Genomic DNA, 22,373 nt, shown 5'->3' on the forward strand with positions numbered 1-22,373 from the left:
CACTGCGGCACTGCGGCACTGCGGCACTGCGGCACTGCGGCACTGCGGCACTGCGGCACTGCGGCACTGCGGCACTGCGGCACTGCGGCACTGCGGCACTGCGGCACTGCGGCACTGCGGCACTGCGGCAGTGCGGCAGTGCGGCAGTGAAGAGGGTCGCTCGGATGAGCGGTTTCCGTTGTGCGTTCCGACAAAGTCAGGGGGTGATAGGCACCAAGTCGTCGGCGTGGACTACCTCGCGGCGGCGGGTGGTGGGGAGGTTGTGGGTCGACTGGCCGATCAAGTCGGGCAGTTCGGTCGCGTCGAAGTTGGTTATGCCCCGGGCGATGACCTTGCCGGTCTCGTCGGCCAGCTCCACCACGTCGCCTGCCTGGAACTCCCCCTTCGCGCCGGTGACGCCCGCGGCGAGGAGGGACCGCCTGCGGGAGACCACCGCCTGCACCGCACCGTCGTCCAGGGTGAGGGTTCCGGACGCGTCGGCGGCGTAGCCGAGCCAGAAGCGGCGGGAGGTGAGCCTTCTGCCGCTGGCGGCGAAGGCCGTGCCCACATCGGCGCGGGTCAGGGCGCGGGTCGCGTCCGTGGCGGCGGCCAGCAGGACGGGGACGCCTGCCGCTGAGGCCAGGCGGGCGGCGGCGAGCTTGGAGGCCATGCCGCCGGTACCGAGGCCGGACGCGCCGACCGCACCCGCGCGCACACCCTCCACATCGGACTCGTCGGCCACCTCGGTGATCCGGCGGGCCGCGCCCAGGCGCGGGTCGCCGTCGTAAAGAGCGTCCACATCGGACAGCAGGACCAACGCGTCCGCGCCGATGAGGTGCGCTACCAGGGCCGCCAGCCGGTCGTTGTCGCCGAAGCGGATCTCCTCGGTCGCGACCGTGTCGTTCTCGTTGACCACCGGGACCACGCCGAGCGCCAGCAGCCTGGACAGGGTGCGCTGGGCGTTGCGGTAGTGCGAGCGGCGCACGACGTCGTCCGCGGTCAGCAATACCTGGCCCACCTGCAACGAGTGCCGGGCGAACGAGGCCACGTACGCGTGTCCCAGCACGATCTGCCCCACGCTCGCCGCGGCCTGCTGGGTGGCCAGGTCACGGGGGCGGCGGGCGATGCCGAGCGGGGCCAGGCCCGCGGCGATCGCGCCCGAGGACACCAGGACCACCTGGCTGCCCGCAGCGCGACGGGCGCCCACGGCGTCGACCAGGGCGTCCAGGCGGGTGGGGTCCAAGCCTCCCTCGGCGGTGGTCAGCGAGGACGAGCCGACCTTCACCACCACCAGCCTGGCCTCGGCGACGGCCGCGCGCGTGCTCACTCGATGTCGTCCTCGTCCTGGTCGCTGTGCCCGCCCGGGGTCCGGCGGGCGATCTTGGCTGCCTTGCGGTCGGAGGCCCCCGCGCGGTCGTTGATCTCCAACCGCGGGTCGCTGCCCCGGTTGTGCATCATGACGGCCACCCCGGCCGGGGTCGACGGCTCCCAGTCGAACGTCACCCCACCGATGGTCACCGGGCACCCGGGAGTGGCACCGGCCTTCGCCAGGGCCTCCTCGACGCCCAGCCGGGCCAGCCGGTCGCCCAGGTAGCCCACGGCCTCGGTGTTGTTGAAGTCGGTCTGCAGCACCCAGCGCTCCGGGCGCTCACCGCGCACGAAGAAGCCGTTCTCGTCGTCGGCGGCGTAGGGCTCGACGGTGAAGCCCGCGTCGTCCACCGCGCGCGGGCGCAGCACGATCCGGGTCGACTCCGGCTCCGGCTTGCTCGCCCGGTCGTCCTCGATGACCTTGGCCAGCGCGAAGCTCAGCTCGCGCAGGCCCAGCCGGGAGACCGTGGAGATCTCGAACACCGGCAGGCCGCGCGCCTCGATCTCCGGGCGCACCAGCTCGGCCAGCTCGCGGGCCTCGGGCACGTCGAGCTTGTTGAGCACCACGATGCGCGGCCGGTCGGCCAGGTCGCCGCCGAGGGCCGGGGTGTAGCGGGCCAGCTCCTCCTCGAGCGCGTCGATGTCGGAGAGCGGGTCGCGGTCCGGCTCGTAGGTGGCGCAGTCGATCACGTGCACCAGCACCGAGCAGCGCTCGATGTGCCGCAGGAAGTCCAGTCCGAGGCCCTTGCCCTGGCTGGCCCCCGGGATCAGCCCGGGTACGTCGGCGATCGTGTAGACCGACTCCCCCGCGGTGACCACGCCCAGGTTCGGCACCAGGGTGGTGAACGGGTAGTCGGCGATCTTCGGCTTGGCCGAGGACAGCACCGAGATCAGCGAGGACTTGCCCGCCGACGGGAAGCCCAGCAGGCCCGCGTCGGCCACCGAGCGCAGCTCCAGGACCAGGTCGCGGGTCTCCCCCGGCTCGCCGAGCAGCGCGAAGCCGGGCGCCCGGCGGGCCTTGGAGGCCAGCGCCGCGTTGCCCAGCCCACCGCGGCCGCCGCGGGCGGCGATGAAGGTGGTGCCGTGCCCGACCAGGTCGGCGACGATCTCGCCCGCCTCGGTCATGATCACGGTGCCGTCCGGGACGCGCAGCTCCAGGTTCTCCCCGGTGGCGCCGTCGCGGTTGGCCCCGTGGCCCTGCTTGCCGCTGGCGGCGTCGGCGTGCGGGCGGAAGTGGAAGTCCAGCAGCGTGTGCACGTTGCTGTCCACCACCAGCACGACGTCACCGCCGTTGCCGCCGTTGCCGCCGTCGGGGCCGCCGAGCGGCTTGTACTTCTCGCGGTGCACCGAGGCGCAGCCGTGGCCGCCACTGCCCGCCGCGACGTGGATGACGACTCGGTCGACGAATCGGGACACGTGGAGTTCCTCTCACAACGAACAAGGGGCGGGCCGGAGGTTCCTCCAGCCCGCCCCTTGCCAGGGTCTTGCCCTCGGTCAGACCGCTACTGGGGCCTCGACCGGGACGATGTTGACGGTCTTGCGACCGCGCTTCGAGCCGAACTGGACCGCACCGGCGGCCAGCGCGAACAGCGTGTCGTCCTTACCGCGGCCGACGTCGACACCGGGGTGGAACTTGGTGCCGCGCTGGCGGATCAGGATCTCGCCTGCCTTGACGACCTGGCCGCCGTAGCGCTTCACGCCGAGGTACTGCGCGTTGGAGTCGCGCCCGTTGCGGGAGCTGGACGCGCCTTTCTTGTGTGCCATGGCTGCTCAGGTCCTTACTTGGTGATGCCGGTGACCTCGACGCGGGTCAGCTTCTGGCGGTGACCCTGGCGCTTGTGGTAGCCGGTCTTGTTCTTGAACTTGTGAATGCGGATCTTGGGGCCCTTGGTCTGCTCGACGACCTTGCCGGTCACCGAGACATTGGCCAGGGCGTCAGCGTCGCTGGTGACGTCGGTGCCGTCGACGACGAGCACCGCGGCGAGGCTGAGCTCAGTGCCCGGTGCGCCCTCGAGCTTCTCGACCTCGACGACGTCGCCAACAGCCACCTTGTACTGCTTGCCGCCGGTTTTGACGATCGCGTACATCGGGACGGAAGTCTCCTGCTACTAGACGATGGGGCCATGGCGCCCTGGCGCTCGGCAAGAACTCGCGAGCTGGGCTTTCCCATGACACAGCCCACCGAGCGGCGGGCCGTGTCACAGGTTACGTGCCAGGTTGAATCAGGGTCAAACCGGGGTGGTCCAACGGGGGCGTGATCCCCGCCATCAGCCCTCGTGGGTGGCCGCCACCGGGGGGCCCGCGGGCCGCGAGGCGGCCCGCCGGGACGTCCGGCGCCGAGGCACCTCGGGGGCTTCGACCTGCGTGGACTCCACCGGGCGGGGCTCCGAGGCCGACCTGGCCTCGGCCGCCGAGCGGGTGGCGGCGGGCGGCGCGGAAGACGTCGGCGACTCGGTGCTCGAAGCGGCGGAACCGCCCGAGGTGACCGAGTCCGCGGACGCGTCCGAACCGCCGGAGACCGTGGCACTCGGCGAGGCCGAGACATCCGACACGCCGCCACGCGAACTCCGCGAGCCAGTGGCACGGGTGCCTGAATCGGCGGCGTTGTCCTCGGAAGCGGAGCCCGAGTCGCTGGCGGAGCTCGTCGAACCCGCCGGACGCGAGGCTGAGCGGCGCGAGCCAGTCGACCTCGAGGTGCGCGACCCGGTGGCGGTGTCCGGGCTCACGCCCGAGTCACCCGAGCCAGCGGTGGGGTCCACCTGGACACCCGACTCGGCGACCGCGACCGCGCTCTCCGCGACAGCGGTGGAACCGGCGGCAGGCGAGCCCGCGGAACCGGCGTCGGCCGCGTTGCCCCCGGCAGCTCCCTGGGCGCGGCTGGCCGAACGGCGGACCCGGGTGCGCCGACCGCGCTCCGGGGCCTCCTGGTCGGCCGCCACGATCGGGTCGGCGACGACGTCACCGGTGACCGCGACGTCGGACTCGGTCAGCGACCGGGCCTCGGCGTGGTGCGGGCCGTGGCCGTTGCGGCCCTGCGCGCGCTCGTCGTGGCCGTTCTGCTCGGCGATCGGCGGGGTGCTGGCCTTGGCGATGTCGCGGACGGCGACCTTGGCCACGTCCCGGACCACCTCGTCCTTGACCTGCTCGCGGCCCTTGTCCTCGCCGCCGCGGCCGCGGTTGCGCCTGCCACCGCCCTGCTGCTGCTGGCCCTTGTCGGGCTGCGCCGCCTGCTGGGCGGGCTGCTGCGCCGCCGGTGCCCGGACGGTGGGTTCGGTGGAGACGACCACGCCGCGGCCCTTGCAGTGCTCGCAGGTGACGCTGAACGCCTCCAGCAGGCCGGTGCCGACCCGCTTGCGGGTCATCTGCACCAGGCCGAGCGAGGTGACCTCGGCGACCTGGTGGCGGGTCCGGTCGCGACCGAGGCACTCGGTGAGCCTGCGCAGCACCAGGTCCCGGTTGGACTCCAGCACCATGTCGATGAAGTCGATCACGATGATGCCGCCGATGTCGCGCAGCCGCAGCTGGCGGACGATCTCCTCGGCCGACTCCAGGTTGTTGCGCGTCACCGTCTCCTCGAGGTTGCCCCCGGAGCCGGTGAACTTGCCGGTGTTGACGTCGATGACGGTCATCGCCTCGGTGCGGTCGATCACCAGGTAGCCGCCCGAGGGCAGCCAGACCTTGCGGTCGAGCGCCTTGAGCAGCTGCTCGTCGATCCGGTGCTCGGCGAAGACGTCCTTCGGGCCGACGTGCCTGCGCACCCGCTCCAGCAGCTCGGGGGCGACGTGGCGGACGTAGGCGTCGATGGTCTCCCACGCCTGCTCGCCCTGCACCACCAGCGAGGTGAAGTCCTCGGTGAACAGGTCGCGGACGACCTTGACCAGCAGGTCGGGCTCCTCGTAGAGCAGCACCGGCGCGCTGGACTTCTTGGCCGCGTTGCTGCCGCTCGACTTCTCCCTGATGACCTGCCACTGCGCCTGCAGCCTGCGCACGTCGCGGCCGAGCTCCTCCTCGCTGATGCCCTCCGAGGCGGTGCGGATGATCACGCCCGCGTCCTCGGGGACGATCCGCTTGAGCACGTCCTTGAGCCTGCGCCGCTCGTTCTCGGGCAGCTTGCGGGAGATGCCGGTGGCGCCGCCGCCGGGCACGTAGACCAGGAAGCGTCCGGGCAGGCTGATCTGGGTGGTCAGCCGGGCGCCCTTGTGGCCCACCGGGTCCTTGGTCACCTGGACCAGCACGGCGTCGCCTGTGGACAGCGCCTGCTCGATCTTGCGCTGCTTGCCCTCCAGGCCCGCGGCGTCCCAGTCGACCTCACCGGCGTAGAGCACCGCGTTGCGGCCGCGGCCGATGTCGACGAAGGCGGCCTCCATGCTGGGCAGCACGTTCTGGACCCGGCCGAGGTAGACGTTGCCCACCAGCGAGCCGGTGCCCGAGGAGGTGACGAAGTGCTCGACGAGCACGCCGTCCTCCAGGACGCCGATCTGGGTGCGGTCGACGTGCTCGCGCACGACCATGGCCCGGTCGACGGCCTCGCGGCGGGCCAGGAACTCGGCCTCGGACAGGATCGGCGCGCGCCTGCGGCCCGCCTCGCGGCCGTCGCGGCGGCGCTGGCGCTTGGCCTCGAGCCGGGTCGAGCCGCGCACGCTGCGCACCTCGTCGCGGGCGTTGGCCGACTCGGTCCGCTCGTCGCGGGCCTCACGGGTCTCGCGGACGTGCACGACGGTGTTCGGCGGGTCGTCGGTGGTCTCGGCGTCGGCGTCGTCCCCGCCCTTGCGGCGTCGGCGGCGACGGCGGCGGCGGTTGCCGTCGCCCGCGTCGTCGGGGTGCTCGTCCTCGGCCTCGGCCTCGGCCTCGGCGGGCTCCTCGGCCTCGGCGGGTTCGGGCTTGCGGTCGCGCTCGTCGTCCTGCTCGGCGCCCTCGTCGGCGGCGCCCTTGCCGCGACCCCGGCCCCGGCGACCGCGCCTGCGACGGCGGCTGGCACCGCCGTCGTCGTCATCGTCGTGCCCGGCGTCATCGGCGTCGGTGTCGACCTCGGCGGGCTCGGGCTCCGGCTCGGGCTGCTCGACCAGCACGGGCGCGACCCGGGGCGCGGGGGCCTCGGGCTGCAGGAACAGCGGCGACGCGGAGGCGAACACCGGCGTGGGGGGCACCCGGCGGCGCGGGGCGGGCTGCTCGACCAGCTCCGGCTCCGGCTCGGGCGTCACGGCCTCCGGCGGTTCGGGCCGAACGTCCTCGGGCTGGTCAGCGGGGTCCTCGGCGGGCGCGGGATCACCCGCGAGCGCTTGGGCAACCCGCACGGCCAGGTCCTTGGCGACGCTGGACTGGGCACCGCGCACCGGTTCGCCGAGGTCGGCGAGGGTGGCGATGACGTCCTTGCTGTTCACCGCGAGCAGCTTGGCCAGCGCGTGCACGCGGACCTTGGCGGGCAGCTCGGCCAGCGCTTGGTCGACGGGTGTGGTGGTGGCCCCGCCGGTGGATCCGGCAGGGGTGGACATGTCCGACATGTAGCTCCTCCGCCCCCGGGCGCGTCGTCTCGTGACGCGGCCGCTCAGGGGCCTAGTTGTCATTTCCACCGCACGGAGGCGGCGGGAATCCTCGCCTGCCACCGCCCTGGCTCCGGTCATCGGGACCGGAGGCCGCGGACGGCAGGTCGTTCGACCACGGGTAGAGGCGCTCCGACTAGGGAATGGACTACCCGAGGCCCGCTTGCCTGTCGAGGGCCAACGGGTCGGACAGACCGCCATCGTCGTCAAGCCGTCCCTGGGCCATCCGAGTCGCCTTGGCGGGTACCGGAGGTTCCAGAGCGGCGACGACGCGGAGCGCGCTCAGTACGTCGTCGGGTCGCACAGCCGGTGTTGTCTGCCGGACGACCACACGCAGTATCCCACACGAACGCTCCGGGTAGGACATGTCGAGGCACACATCGCCCGGCGCGTCGCCGCCCGGACCGACCTCGGCGCGGATAACCGCAGGTCGGGCGTCGATCAGACGTCTGCCGTCCTTGGTCAGCCGTTCCACCTCGACGTGCTCGGTGGCCAGCAGCCGCTCGACCGCGACCCGCAACTCGCTGTCGTCGACCCCGGGCAGCTCGATGTGCCAGCGGCTGGCCTCCATCCGCTCGGCCAGCCCGCCCGGTCCGGCCGGGACGGCCTCGAGCACGTCGAGCCCCGGGGCCAGCGCGGCGTCGAGCACCTCGGCCAGCCGGTCCGGGTCGACCACCTCGACCAGCTGGATCTCCACGTACTCCGCCTCGCTGGCCACCCCGGTGGGCGCCGCGCCGATCCAGGAGATCTTCGGGTGCGGGTTGAACCCCTGCGAGTAGGCCATCGGCACCCCCGCGCGGCGCAGGGCGCGCTCGAAGGCGCGGGCCACGTCGCGGTGCGAGGTGAACCGCAGCCTGCCCCGCTTGGCGTAGCGCAGGCGGATCTTCTGCACGGCGGGGGCCGAGGGGTTCGGCTGGTCCTGGCGGCTCAGGATTACTCCTTCCGGTGGTGTCGCGCTGCTCCGGTGGTGCGGGCGGTGCGACAGTGGCACCGTACCGGCAGCGCCAATTCGGTCGGCGAGCTTGTTTCGCACCCGTTGCCTGGCTAGCGTCCGCACCGAGTGGACAGCCTGCGCCGAGGGAAACCAGCACTGGAGGTCGCCCGTGCCTCTGCTCCGCCTGACCAAGGCGGCAGCGGTCAGCGTCGCGATGCTCGCCGCAGCGCTCGTGGTACCCGCCAGCGCCGCGGGTGAGCCGCTGGAGGACGGGTCGCTGCCCTGCCAGGTCACCGGTCGCGACGTGCGCTACCTGGTCCTGTTCGACCTGGGCACCAGCCCGGCGGCGGCGACGGCCGAGACCACGATGGCGTGCGGCGACACGGTCGTCTACTACCCCGACATCGCCGTGGGCGTGGCCACCTCGACCGAGCCGCGCTTCGCCGACCGGGTCGGCCGCGACCGCGCGTTCAGCACCGAGTCCGTGTCCGGACGTTCAGCCAAACGTCAGGCGCCGGTCACCACCGGGGGCGGCTCGGACCGGCGCGACCGCACGGGCGAGCAGTGGGACATGGACCTGATCCGGGCGGGCGCGGCGCACGAGGTGACGCCGGGGAGCCCGGACGTGGTGGTCGGGGTGCTCGACTCGGGCATCGACGCGACCCACCCGGACCTGGCCGCCGCGGTCACCCCGGAGCTGTCGGCGGGCTGCCTGAGCGGGCGGGCCGACCAGAGCGCGGCCGCGTGGCGGCCGACGACCTCCCCGCACGGCACGCACGTGGCGGGCGTGATCGCCGCGGCCGACGACGGCCGGGGGATCACCGGTGTCGCCCCCGGGGTGCGGTTGGCCTCGGTGAAGGTCGTGGACGACGACGGGACGGTGCGACCGGAGTCGGTGGTGTGCGGGTTGATGTGGGCCGCGGCCAAGCACATGACGATCGCCAACAGCAGCTACTTCGTCGACCCGTGGCCGCTGACCTGCGACCGCGGCGAAGAGCACGTGGTCTACGAGGCGGTGCGGCGGGCGTCGGACTACGCCACCGGCAAGGGCGTGCTGAGCGTGGCGGCGGCCTCGAACGAGGGCCGCGACCTCGCCGAGCCGCACGGTCAGGTGGCGGGGCCCCACGGCGAACGGCGCACCCTCGACAACGGCTGCAAGGTGTTGCCCGCAGGTCTGCGCGGTGTGGTGGCGGTGTCCGCGGTGGGCCTCGACCGGCTCAAGGCGGGCTACAGCGCCTACGGCTTGGGCGTGATCGACGTGACCGCGCCCGGCGGGGCGGGGACGTCGTGCGTGCTCTCGACTGTGCCCGGCGGCTATGCCCAGGCTTGCGGGACCTCGATGGCGACGCCGCACGCGTCCGGGGTGGCCGCGCTGCTGGCGAGCACCCACCCGGGGGCCTCGCCGCAACGGCTGACCAGGCTGCTGACGACGCAGGCGGCGACGGTGGCGTGCCCGACCGACTACGACCTCGACGGCACCGGCGGCCAAGACGCCTACTGCTCCGGGTACGCCCCGTTCAACAGCTTCTACGGACACGGCCTGGTCGACGCGTTGGCCGCGGTCACGCCGTAGTAGGCGGTTGGCGCAGCATAAGAGAATCCGCAGGGCCGAACCCCGCGCGTTGGTAGAGCGGGATCGCGCGCACCGTGGGACTTAAGACGACTCGTACGTACCCACGCTCGTCGGCATGCTTAAGAGCGGCGGCGAGTAGCTCTTGGCCGACACCGGCTGAGCGGTACTCGAGTCGCACGTAGAAGTTGCTGATGTAGCCCCATTTGCTGGGCGGGCGGGTCGGGCGCGGCATGCGCGAGAACTCGACCAGGCTGATGAAGCCGACCGGTTCGGTGTCCTCGGCGATCCAGAACTCCCGACGAGACCGCTCCTGCGCCCACCACTCGGCGAAGGTCGCCTCGAAATCCGGGTCACCCGAGGGCTTCCCGTCGTCCTCGTCCGTCCACAGGCGACGCAACAAGGCCACCGACGCGATGTCCGCGTCGGTGGCCTGGCGGACGATCACGGACCGGTGAGCGCCGGGTTGCGCACCGGCGACCCGACACCGACCGGGCTGATCGGCAGCAGCTTGCGGCCGGTGGGGCCGATCTCGATGTCGGTGCCCATGGCCGGGCAGACGCCGCAGTCGAAGCACGGCGTCCAGCGGCAGTCGTCCTGCTCGCGGGAGTCGAGCGCGTCCTGCCAGTCGTCCCAGAGCCATTCCTTGTCCAGCCCCGAGTCCAGGTGGTCCCAGGGCAGGATCTCGGCCTCCTCGCGCTCGCGGGTGGTGTACCAGCCGAGCGAGACGTTCAGCGGCACGAGCTCGGCGGCGGCGCTGGAAGTCCAGCGCTGGTAGGAGAAGTGCTCGCTCCAGCCGTCGAAGCGGCCGCCGTCGCGCCAGACCCGCTCGATGACGCGGCCGACGCGGCGGTCACCGCGGGAGAGCAGGCCCTCGATGATGCTGGGCTTGCCGTCGTGGTAGCGCATGCCGATGTTGCGGCCGAGGCTGCGGTCGCGGTCGGAGTTGACGGCCTCGCGCAGCTTGCGCAGCCTGCTGTCCACGACGTCGGCGTCGCACTGCGCGGCCCACTGGAACGGCGTGTGCGGCTTGGGCACGAACCCGCCGATGGAGATCGTGCAGCGGATGTCCTTGCGGCCACTGGCGACCCGCCCCGCGCGGATGACGTTCTTGGCCATCTCGGCGATCTGCAGGACGTCCTCGTCGGTCTCGGTCGGCAGACCGCACATGAAGTACAGCTTCACCTGCCGCCAACCGTTGGCGTAGGCGGCGCTGACCGTCCTGATGAGGTCCTCTTCGGACACCATCTTGTTGATGACGCGGCGCAGCCGCTCGCTGCCGCCCTCGGGGGCGAAGGTGAGCCCGGAGCGGCGGCCGTTGCGGGAGAGCTCGTTGGCCAGGTCGATGTTGAACGCGTCGACCCGCGTCGACGGCAGCGACAAGCCGGTGTTGGTGCCCTCGTAGCGGTCGGCGAGCTGCTTGGTGATCTCGCCGATCTCGGAGTGGTCGGCGCTGGAGAGCGAGAGCAGGCCGACCTCCTCGAAGCCGGTGTTGGCCAGGCCGGTCTGGATCATCGCGCCGATGCCCTCGATGGACCGCTCGCGCACCGGGCGGGTGATCATGCCCGCCTGGCAGAAGCGGCAGCCGCGGGTGCAGCCGCGGAAGATCTCCACGCTCATCCGCTCGTGCACGCTCTCGGCCAGCGGCACCAGCGGCTGCTTGGGGTACGGCCAGGCGTCGAGGTCCATCGTGGTCCGCTTGGCCACCGTCGCGGGGACGCGCTCGCGGTTCGGCGTGACGGCGTCGATGTGGCCGTCTTCGCGGTAGGTGACGTCGTAGAAGCGCGGGATGTAGACCCCGCCGGTCTCGGCCATCCTGGTCAGCAGCTCGTCGCGGCCGCCGGGGCGGCCCTCGGCCTTCCACTGGCGGATGATGTCGGTGATCTCGCCGACCGCCTCCTCGCCGTCGCCGAGGACGGCGGCGTCGATGAAGTCCGAGATCGGCTCCGGGTTGAACGCGGCGTGGCCACCGGCGAGCACCACCGGGTGGTCCTCGGTGCGGTCCGCGGCGTGCAGCGGGATCTTGGCCAGGTCCAGCGCGGTGAGCATGTTGGTGTAGCCGAGCTCGGTGGAGAAGCTGACCCCGAGGATGTCGAAGGCGCCCAGCGGGCGGTGCCCGTCGACGGTGAACTGCGGGACGTCGTGCTCCCGCATCAGCGCCTCGAGGTCGGGCCAGACGGCGTAGGTGCGCTCGGCCAGCACGTCCGGCATCTCGTTGAGCACCTCGTAGAGGATCATGACGCCCTGGTTGGGCAGCCCGACCTCGTAGGCGTCGGGGTACATGAGTGCCCAGCGCACGGTGGTGCTGTCCCACTCCTTGACGGTGGCGTTCAGCTCCCCGCCGACGTACTGGACCGGCTTGGACACCCTGGGCAGCAGGGGCTCAAGTTGGGGGAAAACAGACTCGACGCTCACAGCGAACCAGGGTAACCCCCGGCGGGGGCGGGTACGCCTGGCGCACCCCATCGCGGGGATCGATCATCTTGCCGGGATGGATCATCTTGCTGGGGTCGACCACGAGGTGGCTCGTTCAGGGTGCCCGAGTGAGAGCGGGGCTCGATCTAGTGGACTCGCTTCGTGTGGGGCCCCTAGAGCACCGCGGTGGGAAAGAAGGGCGGGTGAAGGGCATTCCCACCACAGGTCGAGTTTAGCGGTGCTCTCCCCCCACACGAAGCGAGTCCACTAGATCGAGCGCTTGCGTAGCGGGACTTGCGTCAGGTGGGGCTTGGCTTCACAAGCTGGGTTGCGGCTTCGGCGGGGCAGCGTGTTGCCCTGCTAGGAGAGCAGGAGCTTGCCTAGCCTGCGGGAGGCGACCACGACGCCGATGGCGGCCATCACCGCGAAGTAGGACAGGTGGCCGAGCAGGGAGAGGTCGACCGAGCCCAGGCAGAGGCCGCGCATGATCTCGATGGCGTGGTAGAGCGGGAAGCACTGCACCACCACCCGCAGCCACTCCGGGTAGACGGTGAGCGGGAAGAACGTCGTGGAGAACAGGAACATCGGCATCAGGGCCAGCTGCACCAGGTCGAAGTCCTGCCACGAGCGCATGAACGTGGTGCAGGCCATCCCGACGGCGGCGAACGCGAAGGCGATCAGCACCGCGGCGGGCAGGGCCAGCAGGGCCCACCCCGAGGTCAGCAGGCCCATGCCGAGCATGACGGCCAAGAAGCCGCCCGCGTACATCGCGCCGCGGATCAGCGCCCAGGAGATCTCGCCGATGGCCACGTCCAGTGGGCCGAGCGGGGTGGCCAGCATGGCGTCGTAGAGCTTGGCGTACTTGAACTTGAAGAAGATGTTGAAGGTGGCGTCGTAGACCGCGCCGTTCATCGCCGAGGCGGCCAGCAGGGCGGGGGCGACGAAGGCGACGTAGCTGATCGGCTCGCCGCCCGGGCCGACGACCTCGCCGACCAGGGCGCCGAAGCCGTAGCCCAGGCCGAACAGGAAGAACAGCGGCTCGAAGAAGCCGGACACCACGGCCAGCCAGGCCCGGCGGTTGACCAGCAGCGACCGCTCGACCAGCACCCGCGCGCGACCGGCGTACATGCCCGTGGGCAGCACGCGGAACAGCAGCCCCGTGCTCGCCCCCGGGGTCTCGGGCCTGGTCACCGTGTCCGTCATCTAGACCGCCAGCCTGCGCAGGAAGGTGCGGCGGGCCAGGTGGGCGCCCACGCCGAGCAGCGCCACCAGGTACGCCAGGTGACCGAGGGTGGGCAGCAGCTCCATCGACCCGAACGCCGCCGCCCGGGACAGCTCGGTGCCGTGCCAGAGCGGGGTGAGCCAGACCAGCGGGCGCACCCAGGCGGGCAGCTGCTCGACCGGGAAGAAGGTGCCCGCGAACATGGTCATCGGCATCACGATGAACCGGAACACCACGTTGAACTGCTGGCCCTCGCTGTCGATCGTCGCGGCGTAGGCGACCACCGGGGCGGCGAAGGCCATCGCGGTGAGCAGGGCGAAGACCAGCGAGAGCAGCACGCCCGGCCCGGTCAGCGCCCCGAGCAGGGCGGCGACCAGCAGGAATGCCACGGCGGAGAAGCCGAGCCGGAGCACGATCCAGGTGAGCTGGCCCGCGACCAGCTGCCCACTGGTGATCGGTGTCGCGGTGACCCCGAGGTAGGTGCGCTGCCACTTGAACGCCGAGAGCACCGGGTAGGTCGACTCGAAGGCGGCCGTCTGGGTGGCCGAGGCGACCAGCAGCGCGGGCGCGAGGTACTGCACGTAGGGCAGCCCTTCGGTGGCCGCGCCCGCGCGGACCTGCGAGCCGAACCCGAAGCCCAGCGCGACCAGGTAGAGCACCGGCTGCAGGACGCTGGAGACCACCGAGGAGCGCCAGTTGCGCCGGTACCAGGTCCACAGGCCCTCGACCACGAGCCAGGCGGCCCGGGGCGGGCTGGGGACGTGCGCGGTGATCGCCATCAGTCGACCAGCGTCCGGCCGGTGAGCCGGAGGAACACGTCCTCCAGGGTGCTGCGCCGGACCAGGCTGGACAGCGGGGTGATCCCGCGCGCGTGCGCGGCGGCCAGCGCGGCCTCGCCGTCGGCGGTGTAGAGCAGCAGCCGGTCGGGCAGCTCCTCGACCCGGCTGGCGAGGTCGGCGACCGCGGCGACGTCCTGGGTGCCGGGGGCGAACCGCAGCTCCAGCACCTCGCGGGTGGAGTACTGGGCGATCAGCTCGGCCGGGCTGCCCTCGGCGACGATGCGGCCCGCGTCCATCACCACCAGCCGGTCGCAGAGCTGCTCGGCCTCGTCCATGTAGTGCGTGGTGACGATCAGCGTGACGCCCTGCTGCTTGAGCCGGAACAGCCGGTCCCAGAGCAGGTGCCTGGCCTGCGGGTCGAGCCCGGTGGTCGGCTCGTCGAGCAGCAGCAGCTCCGGCTCGTTGATCAGCGAGCGGGCGATGGTCAGCCGCCGCTTCATGCCGCCGGAGAGCGGCTCGACCTGGTCGTCGGCCCGGTCGGACAACTGGGCGAACTCCAGCAGCTCCACGGCCTTGGCGCGCACGTGCGCCCGGGAGAGTCCGAAGTAGCGGCCGTAGACGTGCAGGTTCTCCCGGACGGTGAGCTCGGAGTCCAGGTTGTCCTGCTGCGGCACGACGCCCAGGCGGGCCCGGATCCGCGGGCCCTGGGCCAGCGGGTCCATGCCCAGGACGGTCAGCTCGCCGCCGGTGCGCGGCGAGACGCAGGCGACCATGCGCATCGTGGACGACTTGCCCGCGCCGTTGGGGCCCAGGAAGCCGAAGGCCTCGCCGGGGCGGACGTCGAGATCGATCCCCTTGACCGCCTCGAAGTCGCCGAACCGCTTCGCCAGGTCCCGCGCGTGCACCAGTGCCCCATCACCCACACCGGCACACTAACCCGGGTCACCGACAGTGCCGAACGAATTTGACCCGGGTCAGCGGCGCAGCCGGGCCAGCCGGGCCTCCAGCCCGGCGATCCGGGCCTTCAGGACGGCGGCGCGTTCCTCGGCCGCCTCAGCGATCTCGTCGGCGGCCGCGGTCACCGGCACCCCGGCCCGCTGTGCCGTGGCGACAAGGCAAGCGGTGACCGCGGGGTCGGCGAGGATGATCGTCGAGAAGGTGCCGGGGTTGAGCTGTTTGGACTTCTTGAACACGCCGGTGCCGCGGTAGTCGATCTCGGCGGGGATCCGCAGGGCGGCGCCGTGGTCGTTGAGCGTGTCCTTGGCGTAGGCGATGAGCAGGGTCAACACCGCGCGCGACAACGAGTCGATCACGCGCGCGCGGCCGGGGAAGGGCGGGATGGGCAGCTGCTCGATCTGCTGGCTGACCGAGTCGGCGAGCAGGTACTCGAGCAGGTTGCGCGTGCGGATCTCGGTCACCTGGGACCACTGGACCTCTTCACCGTCCACGACGACCGCGTCGGGGGTGATGCTCAAGCCGACGAAGTTGTCCAACTTGCCCAGGAGCTTGCCGACCCGCCCGGGAACCTTGGGGTGCTCCTTGAGCGCCACGCCCAACCCGAAACTCCACGGCTCGGTGACCGCCTCGGGGACAGGGCGCGCCCTCGCCAGCAACTCCCGCAGGCGGCTCGCCTCTTGGGCGACCTCCGCCGCGTCGGCGCGTTCCTCTTCGGACTCAGCGGTCTCCGGGACTTCTTGGACTCCCTGGACTTCCAGCTCGCGGGATGCTGGCTCTTCTGCGCGGTCGCGCAACCGGTCCACTGCGGAGTCCGCGCTCTGCTTGACCGACCGCGCCTTGTCGGCGAGTCCCTTGCCGAGGTTGCCCAGTGCCATCCGCCCACTCCCGTCTCGTGCGGGCGGATCTTAATCGGCCCGGACGCGAGAGCGCCCGGGTTCCGCGGAACCCGGGCGCTCTCGGTGCGCGATCAGAGGTTGGGGAACCAGATCTTGATCTCGCGCTCGGCCGACTCCGGGGAGTCCGAGCCGTGCACGAGGTTGTACTGGACCTCCAGGCCGAGGTCGCCGCGGATGGTGCCGGGCGTGGCCTTGTCGACCGGGTCGGTGCCGCCCGCGAGCTGGCGGAACGCCGAGATGGCGCGCGGGCCCTCGACGACCAGGGCGACGACCGGGCCGCCGGTGATGAACTCCAGCAGCGACTCGAAGAACGGCTTGCCGTCGTGCTCGGCGTAGTGCTGCTCGGCGACGGCGCGCTCGACGGTCCGCAGCTCCAGCGCGGCGAGGGTCAGACCCTTGCGCTCGATGCGGGAGATGACCTCGCCGACCAGACCGCGGCTGACACCGTCGGGCTTGACCAGGACCAGGGTGCGCTCACTCACGGCGTTCCGTACTCCTTCATGGGGATCTTCTCGTGCGGACCCACACGAGCGTGTGAGCAGGGTAACCCGGTGTGGTGGCAGCGTTTGCCCCGCTCCCACCCTGGTGCCCACGGTGACCGCATGGCCGTCCTGATCGCCCTGCCCCTGTCCGCGGTTCTCGCGCTGGGAACCCCGGTTGAAGTACCGGACTTCTCTTACGCGTATCGCTACCAACTGCAGATAGAAACCGCGGCGACAGAGGAGACGCTGACGGAGGCTGTCGCCGCTGACCTGCGGCGCTTCTTTCCGTTCGACTCCAACTGCCCTGTCCTGCCGCCGGTGGGTGCAAGGTGCGACCTCTACACGATCCCGGGACTACCGCTGCCCGGTACGACTAACCCGGTCCAGGTAGTCGAGAAAACCAAGACCTCGTGGACGTTCCGGTCGCTGCCAGGACACATAGAGGGCAGCGACCGGAACATCACGTTCACCTTCTCCCGGTCCAAGACCGCGCTAGAGCTACGGGTTCACGCGAGTGGACCGTGGACGCCAACAGCGGCGGCCACGGTCCACCTCGGGATCGCCCATGCGGTCTGGCAGGTCTTCGCCGACCGGGTGTCCGCTGCGTACTAAGAGCTAGCTGTGCACCAAGAGCGACTGCGTCCTAGGGGCGCAGGGTCTTGGACCAGAGCGAGGTCCCCTTGCCGTCGCGCAGGTAGACGGTCAGCTCACCGCTGCGCCCGTCGACCTGCACCTCACCGAAGTGCTGGAACCCGCCCAGCGGCGAGGTGTTGGCCACCGGCGGCGCGTGCACGAACACGGCCTCGGGACCGAACGTCGGGTCCAGGGCGTTCGGCCCGAACGCGCCCGCGTGCAGCGGCCCGGACACGAACTCCCAGAACGGGTCGAAGTCGCCCACGGCCGCCCGGTCGGGCGAGTAGTGGTGCGCGGCGGTGTAGTGCACGTCGGCGGTCAGCCAGACGACGTTGCGCACGTGCCTGCGGGCCAGCGTGCGCAGCACCCAGGCCAGCTCGAACTCGCGGCCCGCGGGGGCGCCGGGCAGGCCGTTCGCCACGCCCTCGATGTCCTGGCCGTCCGGCACGACCAGGCCGATCGGCAGGTCGTTGGCCACGATCTTCCAGGTGGCCCGGCTGCGGGCGAGCCCGTCGACGAGCCACCGCGCCTGCCGCTCCCCCAGGATGTGCCCCTGCCCGTCCTTGGCGGCGGTGTTGGCGTCCTTGTAGGTGCGCATGTCGAGCACGAACACCTCGACGTGCTTGCCGTAGGCGAAGCTCCGGTAGACCCGACCGTCCTCGGCGCGGCGGCGGTCGATCGGCTGCCACTCGTGGAACGCCTGGTTCGCGCGCGCGGCGAGCACGTCGACCCGCTTCTCGGTGTACTGCGGCAGGTCGAGGATCTCGCCCGGGTACCAGTTATTGGTAACTTCATGATCCCACCACGTGTGTCAACCAACTACACTGACACCGGCACCTACCAGCGAGGATACGTCGATGAGCGCACCGAGTCCCCGGAAGCGACGCAGGTTCACCAAGCAAGCCAGCACGCGAAGCCTGGATGTCGTCCCGTTCACCTCGGTAGACGATGCGGCTGTCTGCTACGTCCGGCAGTCTCACTATTCCGACGAGAGCATGTCGAGCGCGGTTCAGACTGCGGATACGCATCGTTGGTGCAATGCCTACGGGATTCCGATGGTCGCGACCGTGGAAGATTTGCATGTGTCCGGGGACCTGGAGCCCGAGAAGCGAGGTGGGCTGAAAGAATGGCTGTCGGACCGACCCCCGATTCCATGGAAGACCTTGGTTGTACCCAAGCTGGATCGATTGGTCCGCAACGTGATGGACGCGCTTTCCTTGCTCGAATGGCTGAGGGCACGAGGGAAACGCCTAATCTGCATCGCTGAAGGCATCGATTCCAGCAACTCAATGTCTGAGTTCCTGATCACGTTGGTGGCAGCGTTTGCCCGTATGGAGCGTGAACGGATGCGGGAGCGTTTCCGCGCCTCAAAAGCGGCTCTCAAGGACGCTGGACGTTGGGGAGGCGAAGGTCATATTTACGGCACCATGCCGGTTGAATTGCCGAGTGGTGGCTGGATTCTTGGGCTTGACCCGTACGCGGTCCGGATTCTTCATTCACTTTCCACCATGGCGCGGGAGGGTAAGAGCGTCACCGAGATGTGCGCCTGGTTGACGGAAAACAAGATCGCAACGCCAAGGGATAGGCAATTGCAGCTTGGGGCTGAGCGGAGAGGGGAGGACCCCGCAACTGTTGAAATCAGCGGCAAGGCGTGGCGGGCAACGTCGCTTCGCCGCATGCTCGCCGATCCGGATCTTGTAGAGTTCGGCATCTTCGAACCAGCGGAGCAGGCGGAGATTTCCGTGCGGCTTGACGAGAGGTCGCGACGGAAGTCCAGGGGCAGCAACCAGCCTTACCCGCTTTCCGGAGTACTGGTGTGCTCTGAATGTCTAGAGCCTTTGTGGCACCGCCTCGCGCACCAGAAACGAACGGGCAGGAATGGCGCGGCTATCGAGTACGAGTACCGGTACTGGCAGTGCCCATCACGTAAACATGGTCCGTCCATGCGGGCGGACGAAGTCGAGCCGTTGGCCGAGCAAGCTTTCTACAAGATCTTTGCGATGGTCCCTGTTCGTGAACGTGTTATTCTGCCGCCGACCAATCATGCGAATGACATCGCGAAGCTGGAGCGAGAATATGGCAAGGTGATGTCGGGGGTTGCGCGGGTTCAGTCTGCGGAGGACAGGGTCCGCATTATGAATGACGGGGTTAAGGTCCTGGCGGATATCGACACGCTTAGGGCGCTTCCGGCTGACCCTGGTGGGGTGCAGTGGGTCCCGACTGACCGTACGTGGAAGCAGGAGCTTGCGAGTTTGACTCCTGAGGAACGGCGGTTGCGGTGGCTCGAATTGGGGTTCGCGTTCGCGGTACAGAAACGGGCCGATGGTACGTGGTCGGCTGGCTGGCGTCTTCCGGACGGCTGGCAGGAAGCAATGCCGGAACTTGCTCATTGGCACGACCGGATCGGCGCCGGCGGCGAGACTGTAGAGGTGACCGACCTACTCAACTGGTCAGCGGTCGGCTCGACTGAGCCACCAACCAGCGAGAGCTAGAGAACTTCCGATGCAACGACAGAGACCCCCTCCGCGCGATGCGGAGGGGGTCTCTTGTGTAGTCGGGGCCGGCGAATTGTCTACCCGCCGGATCGCTGGTTGGGGATGAGTAGATCGCACACTGTGCTGATCTTGGTGGCCAACTGTCGGACGTCCGTTCCGTCAATGGTGATCCAAACCGCGCCATCTGGGCCTGCTCTGAGTGTCGCTCGAACCTGTGTGTCGATCACTGGTGTGGGGGTGTCGGGTGCGTGGTCATCGGTCGTGGTGACCACCCCCGTTCACGTCAGGGAGGGAGTCCCCGTCGTTGCCCTGCTGGTGGTGGTTTCGGGGTTGTTCGGGGTGGTCGGTCTGGTGGGTCCCTGTGGTCCCTGTCGGGTGTTGTGGCTGGTCAGGGCGGGGACTTGGGGGCAGGGAGGGGGTAGGGAGTGGTCCCTGTGTCCCTGTGGGGTCCCTGTCGTGGTCTTCGTGGTCGGTGGGGTGGTCGCGGTGGTGGAGTGCTGCCGTGAGGTCTTCGGCGCGCAGGACTTTGAGGCCGTCTGATTTGCGTGCGGTGATCCCGTGCCGTGCGAGTTCGTCCCGCAGGTCGGTGAAGGTCCAATGCTCGTAGGTGTCGGGGTTGGTGGTGGCGAGTCGGGCGAGGATGACCTGTGTACGGACTCGGCGTTCGCCGTGTAGGGCTTCTGCGATGGCGGTGAGGTGGTCCGGTGGTGCGCTCTCCAGTTGCGGGTGGTCGGGGGCGGGTAGGGCGCGGCCGTCGTCTTCGATGAGTCGTTGGGCGCGTTGGATGACGGGGGTGACCTCGTCGGCGCCGTCCTCGAAGGGGATGTAGAAGGTGCGGATGAGGTCGAAGGTGGAGTCGGTGACGCCTACGGCCACGCAGGTGCCCCGGTCGGTGCCGATGCGCAGTTCGGTGGCGCGGATGCCTGCGGCGTAGCGGCCGGAGCCGAGTAGTCCGTCGTTGGCGACGTGATCGGCTACGGAGAACGCGACCCCGCATCCGATGTTGCGGGTGATCTCCTTCGGGAGGCTGTCCTTGGTGGGTGACTGGGTGGCCAACAGCAGGATGACGCCGTATTTGCGGCCGCGTTTGATCACCCGCACGGCCAACTCGGCGGCCCGTTTCCCGTAGCGGGGGTGCCCGAACAGTTCGTGGCACTCGTCGATCGCGCAGATCAGCGGGTGCAGCCCGAGGTGGCGTTGGTCGGCGAGTCGCCGTGACACCTTGGGCGGGCGTCCTGGTTGGGCGCCGAGGGTCTTGCCGCGTTTCTCCATCTCGGTGACCAGATCGGCGAGTGCGTCGGTGGCCGCTTCGGCGACCGTGTCGTCCATGCCCATGCGGTAGCGGGACAGCCGGGGCGCGAAGGGGTCGAAGTCGGGGGACTCGCCCATGACGAACGCCCACAGCTCGGCGGTGGGATCGAGCGCGGCACCGAGCATGAGCGTGCGCAGGGCCGCCGACTTGCCTTGACCGGGGCGACCACCGACCAGCCAGTTGGCACCGATCAGGGGGGCGTTGATGATCGCGCCGCGTTGGGACAGTCCGAACGGGACACCGGCGAACACGTCGACCCTCCCGCCGTCGGGGCCGCTGTCCTCCAGGAGCGGCCAGGGTCCGGCACCGCCGGAGAGGGTGCCCTTGTCGGCCACCCACAGGTCCAGCACACCGTCCTCGTCGCCCTTGGTCGCCCAGGTCTCCAAACCGGACCGACCGAGGTTCGCAGCGAGCTTCCCGCGCTGCCCGGCGACCATGTCCGCGGTGACCCCCAAAGGCAGTCTGACCTGCGCGAATGTGCCGTCTCCGTCCTTTCGGGCCGGTACCGTGTAGATCAACTCCCCGCCGCCCTTGAAGAACGCGTTCAGTGGTGTGATCCCGAGATGGGCGAGCGCGCGGGAGATCATCCGTTCATCGATCCAGGCGTCCGCGTCGTCCCGGTCGGGCTGGATCAACCACCCGGCCCCGGGTTCCCGGTCGCGGCCCTCGAACGCCGCTGCCACGACCCACAGCAGCGGCAGCACCGCCCACACCACCGACCAGGCCGCGACCAGCACCGCGCCGATCGCGCCCAGGGCCGCGTAGACCCCGGCCAACCACGGCCACATGTCCGCCCGGTCCATCACCGTGTCCACCAGCCACAGCACCCCGGCGAGCACACCGGCGACCCGGGCGGCCAGGACCACGCGCCGCGCGGCGGTGCCGACCCGCGCCCACCGGGCACGGGCGTCCGCCCGGATCAGCTCTTGCGCGGTCCGGCGCGCGTCGGTGTCACCGGCCGACCGCGCGGCGCGGGCATCGGCCCGCAGGTCGGCATAGGTGGCCCACGACCACGCCTTGACCGCCCAGCGCCCGGTCCCGCGCACCACGAACCACGCCAGCCGCGCGAGATCGGCCGGCGCCTTGCGCGCCCGGTAGGCGGCCACCGACCGCACCCGCACCACGACCTCCGAGCGCCGGACCCGCCCACCGATCCCGCGCGCGATGTCGACCAGCACGCGGACCACCGAGTCCGGCCGCCGCGTGGGCCGCTGCCGGGTGGGGGTACCCGTGTCGTCCGGGAGAGCGCCGTTGTCGTCCTCGGTGACCAACTCCCCGTCGAACACCTTCGGCTCCAACGCGTTCACCGGGGCGTTCACCACACCGCCGTTCACGGGCGCGTTCACCGGCTCGGAAGGGCCGTTCATGAACTCACCCGCCCCTCGGGGCCGGCGGCCAGTTCCGCGACCAGCGCGGCGGCCAGTCGGGAGGACAGCCCACGCGAGCACCCGGTCACCTGCCGCACCCACGCCGGCGTGACCGGTGTCCCCGGCGACCACGCCCGCAACGCGGCCTGCCGGTACTCCGTGAACGACCGGCGCGGTCGCGGCCGTTGCGGCGGGCTGGTCGCCTCCGTGACGGCCGCGACGTCCCCGGACCCACCGATGTCCGCCCCGGGTGTCCCCGGCACCTCAGCGGCCTGTCCAGGCCGCGCGGGGTCGGTTGCCCGCCGTGTCACGGCCATGGTGACGTCGGTGAGCTTGTCGCGCAGGTCGGTGACCGCCTCAGCCGCCACGAAGACCAACAACACCGGCACCGAGTGCAGCACCACCCCGGCCGCGCTCCCGGCCG

Annotated in this window: 17 protein-coding genes and 2 pseudogenes; 3 read left to right on the forward strand and 16 right to left on the reverse strand. The window is 70.6% G+C overall.

What is annotated here, in order from left to right; translation table 11 throughout:
- Positions 1-196: 196 nt before the first annotated feature.
- From proB to QSK30_RS16190, 6 genes are all read right to left on the reverse strand, one after another.
- Positions 197-1,306, reverse strand: a complete 1,110-nt coding sequence (proB, locus tag QSK30_RS16165; protein WP_285503643.1) for a glutamate 5-kinase — start codon at positions 1,304-1,306, stop codon at positions 197-199.
- Positions 1,303-2,763, reverse strand: a complete 1,461-nt coding sequence (gene obgE / locus QSK30_RS16170) for a GTPase ObgE (RefSeq protein WP_285503644.1) — start codon at positions 2,761-2,763, stop codon at positions 1,303-1,305. Before obgE ends, proB begins: the two co-directional genes overlap by 4 nt.
- 78 nt (positions 2,764-2,841) lie before the next feature.
- Positions 2,842-3,111: a 50S ribosomal protein L27 gene (gene rpmA / locus QSK30_RS16175; RefSeq protein ID WP_285503646.1), complete on the reverse strand. Its 270-nt coding sequence runs from the start codon at positions 3,109-3,111 to the stop codon at positions 2,842-2,844.
- A 14-nt stretch (positions 3,112-3,125) separates the two neighbouring features.
- Positions 3,126-3,434 (reverse strand): 50S ribosomal protein L21, encoded by a 309-nt coding sequence (rplU, locus tag QSK30_RS16180; protein ID WP_285503647.1) that lies wholly within the window; start codon positions 3,432-3,434, stop codon positions 3,126-3,128.
- A gap of 180 nt (positions 3,435-3,614) precedes the next feature.
- Positions 3,615-6,848, reverse strand: a complete 3,234-nt coding sequence (locus QSK30_RS16185) for a translation initiation factor IF-2 N-terminal domain-containing protein (protein WP_285503650.1) — start codon at positions 6,846-6,848, stop codon at positions 3,615-3,617.
- A gap of 187 nt (positions 6,849-7,035) precedes the next feature.
- Positions 7,036-7,779, reverse strand: coding sequence for a TIGR03936 family radical SAM-associated protein (locus tag QSK30_RS16190; RefSeq protein WP_285503652.1), 744 nt, complete (start codon positions 7,777-7,779; stop codon positions 7,036-7,038).
- A 211-nt stretch (positions 7,780-7,990) separates the two neighbouring features.
- On the opposite strand from QSK30_RS16190, the gene QSK30_RS16195 reads away from it, so the two are divergent.
- Complete coding sequence (locus QSK30_RS16195; RefSeq protein ID WP_285503654.1) at positions 7,991-9,394, forward strand: S8 family peptidase; 1,404 nt, start codon at positions 7,991-7,993, stop codon at positions 9,392-9,394.
- On the opposite strand, the gene QSK30_RS16200 is transcribed toward QSK30_RS16195, so the two are convergent.
- The 7 genes from QSK30_RS16200 to ndk form a co-directional block, all read right to left on the reverse strand.
- A complete protein-coding gene (locus QSK30_RS16200) occupies positions 9,384-9,839 on the reverse strand; it encodes a GNAT family N-acetyltransferase (RefSeq protein ID WP_285503656.1) in 456 nt (151 codons plus the stop codon). The genes QSK30_RS16195 and QSK30_RS16200 overlap by 11 nt on opposite strands.
- The gene (locus QSK30_RS16205) at positions 9,836-11,806 is read right to left on the reverse strand and encodes a TIGR03960 family B12-binding radical SAM protein (RefSeq protein WP_285503657.1); all 1,971 of its coding nucleotides are present in this window, start codon (positions 11,804-11,806) and stop codon (positions 9,836-9,838) included. The genes QSK30_RS16200 and QSK30_RS16205 overlap by 4 nt, the downstream gene beginning before the upstream one ends.
- Positions 11,807-12,166: 360 nt before the next feature.
- The gene (locus QSK30_RS16210) at positions 12,167-13,009 is read right to left on the reverse strand and encodes an ABC transporter permease (protein ID WP_285503658.1); all 843 of its coding nucleotides are present in this window, start codon (positions 13,007-13,009) and stop codon (positions 12,167-12,169) included.
- Positions 13,010-13,807, reverse strand: a complete 798-nt coding sequence (locus tag QSK30_RS16215; protein ID WP_285503659.1) for an ABC transporter permease — start codon at positions 13,805-13,807, stop codon at positions 13,010-13,012.
- On the reverse strand, positions 13,807-14,730 hold the full coding sequence (locus tag QSK30_RS16220; RefSeq protein ID WP_285503660.1) for an ABC transporter ATP-binding protein: 924 nt from the start codon (positions 14,728-14,730) through the stop codon (positions 13,807-13,809). The genes QSK30_RS16215 and QSK30_RS16220 overlap by 1 nt, the downstream gene beginning before the upstream one ends.
- Positions 14,731-14,781: 51 nt before the next feature.
- Positions 14,782-15,639, reverse strand: coding sequence for a hypothetical protein (locus QSK30_RS16225; RefSeq protein WP_285503661.1), 858 nt, complete (start codon positions 15,637-15,639; stop codon positions 14,782-14,784).
- 92 nt (positions 15,640-15,731) lie between these two features.
- Complete coding sequence (ndk, locus tag QSK30_RS16230; RefSeq protein WP_285503662.1) at positions 15,732-16,142, reverse strand: nucleoside-diphosphate kinase; 411 nt, start codon at positions 16,140-16,142, stop codon at positions 15,732-15,734.
- 120 nt (positions 16,143-16,262) lie between these two features.
- Between ndk and QSK30_RS16235 the strand changes: the two genes are divergently transcribed.
- Positions 16,263-16,754, forward strand: a complete 492-nt coding sequence (locus QSK30_RS16235) for a hypothetical protein (protein ID WP_285503663.1) — start codon at positions 16,263-16,265, stop codon at positions 16,752-16,754.
- A 31-nt stretch (positions 16,755-16,785) separates the two neighbouring features.
- Here QSK30_RS16235 and QSK30_RS16240 read toward each other — a convergent pair.
- Positions 16,786-17,580, reverse strand: a pseudogene (locus QSK30_RS16240) (alkaline phosphatase D family protein); the annotation flags it as partial.
- 52 nt (positions 17,581-17,632) lie between these two features.
- Between QSK30_RS16240 and QSK30_RS16245 the strand changes: the two are divergent.
- A complete protein-coding gene (locus tag QSK30_RS16245; RefSeq protein WP_285503664.1) occupies positions 17,633-19,267 on the forward strand; it encodes a recombinase family protein in 1,635 nt (544 codons plus the stop codon).
- Positions 19,268-19,522: 255 nt separating this feature from the next.
- Here the strand turns inward: QSK30_RS16245 and QSK30_RS16250 are convergent, their stop codons facing one another.
- Together QSK30_RS16250 and QSK30_RS16255 are read right to left on the reverse strand one after the other, a co-directional pair.
- A complete protein-coding gene (locus QSK30_RS16250) occupies positions 19,523-21,949 on the reverse strand; it encodes an FtsK/SpoIIIE domain-containing protein (protein WP_285503665.1) in 2,427 nt (808 codons plus the stop codon).
- A pseudogene (locus tag QSK30_RS16255) lies at positions 21,946-22,373 on the reverse strand (hypothetical protein); the annotation flags it as partial. The gene QSK30_RS16250 and the pseudogene QSK30_RS16255, both read right to left, overlap by 4 nt.

The sequence above is a fragment of the Actinokineospora sp. NBRC 105648 genome, assembly GCF_030269645.1.
Taxonomy (GTDB): Bacteria; Actinomycetota; Actinomycetes; order Mycobacteriales; family Pseudonocardiaceae; genus Actinokineospora.

Coding starts and splice junctions, on each gene's coding strand:
- rpmA (WP_285503646.1), bottom strand. CDS start 3,111: ATGGCACACAAGAAAGGCGCGTCCAGCTCCCGCAACGGGCGCGACTCC.
- rplU (WP_285503647.1), bottom strand. CDS start 3,434: ATGTACGCGATCGTCAAAACCGGCGGCAAGCAGTACAAGGTGGCTGTT.
- QSK30_RS16185 (WP_285503650.1), bottom strand. CDS start 6,848: ATGTCGGACATGTCCACCCCTGCCGGATCCACCGGCGGGGCCACCACC.
- QSK30_RS16210 (WP_285503658.1), bottom strand. CDS start 13,009: ATGACGGACACGGTGACCAGGCCCGAGACCCCGGGGGCGAGCACGGGG.
- QSK30_RS16215 (WP_285503659.1), bottom strand. CDS start 13,807: ATGGCGATCACCGCGCACGTCCCCAGCCCGCCCCGGGCCGCCTGGCTC.
- QSK30_RS16225 (WP_285503661.1), bottom strand. CDS start 15,639: ATGGCACTGGGCAACCTCGGCAAGGGACTCGCCGACAAGGCGCGGTCG.
- QSK30_RS16235 (WP_285503663.1), top strand. CDS start 16,263: ATGGCCGTCCTGATCGCCCTGCCCCTGTCCGCGGTTCTCGCGCTGGGA.
- QSK30_RS16245 (WP_285503664.1), top strand. CDS start 17,633: ATGAGCGCACCGAGTCCCCGGAAGCGACGCAGGTTCACCAAGCAAGCC.
- QSK30_RS16250 (WP_285503665.1), bottom strand. CDS start 21,949: ATGAACGGCCCTTCCGAGCCGGTGAACGCGCCCGTGAACGGCGGTGTG.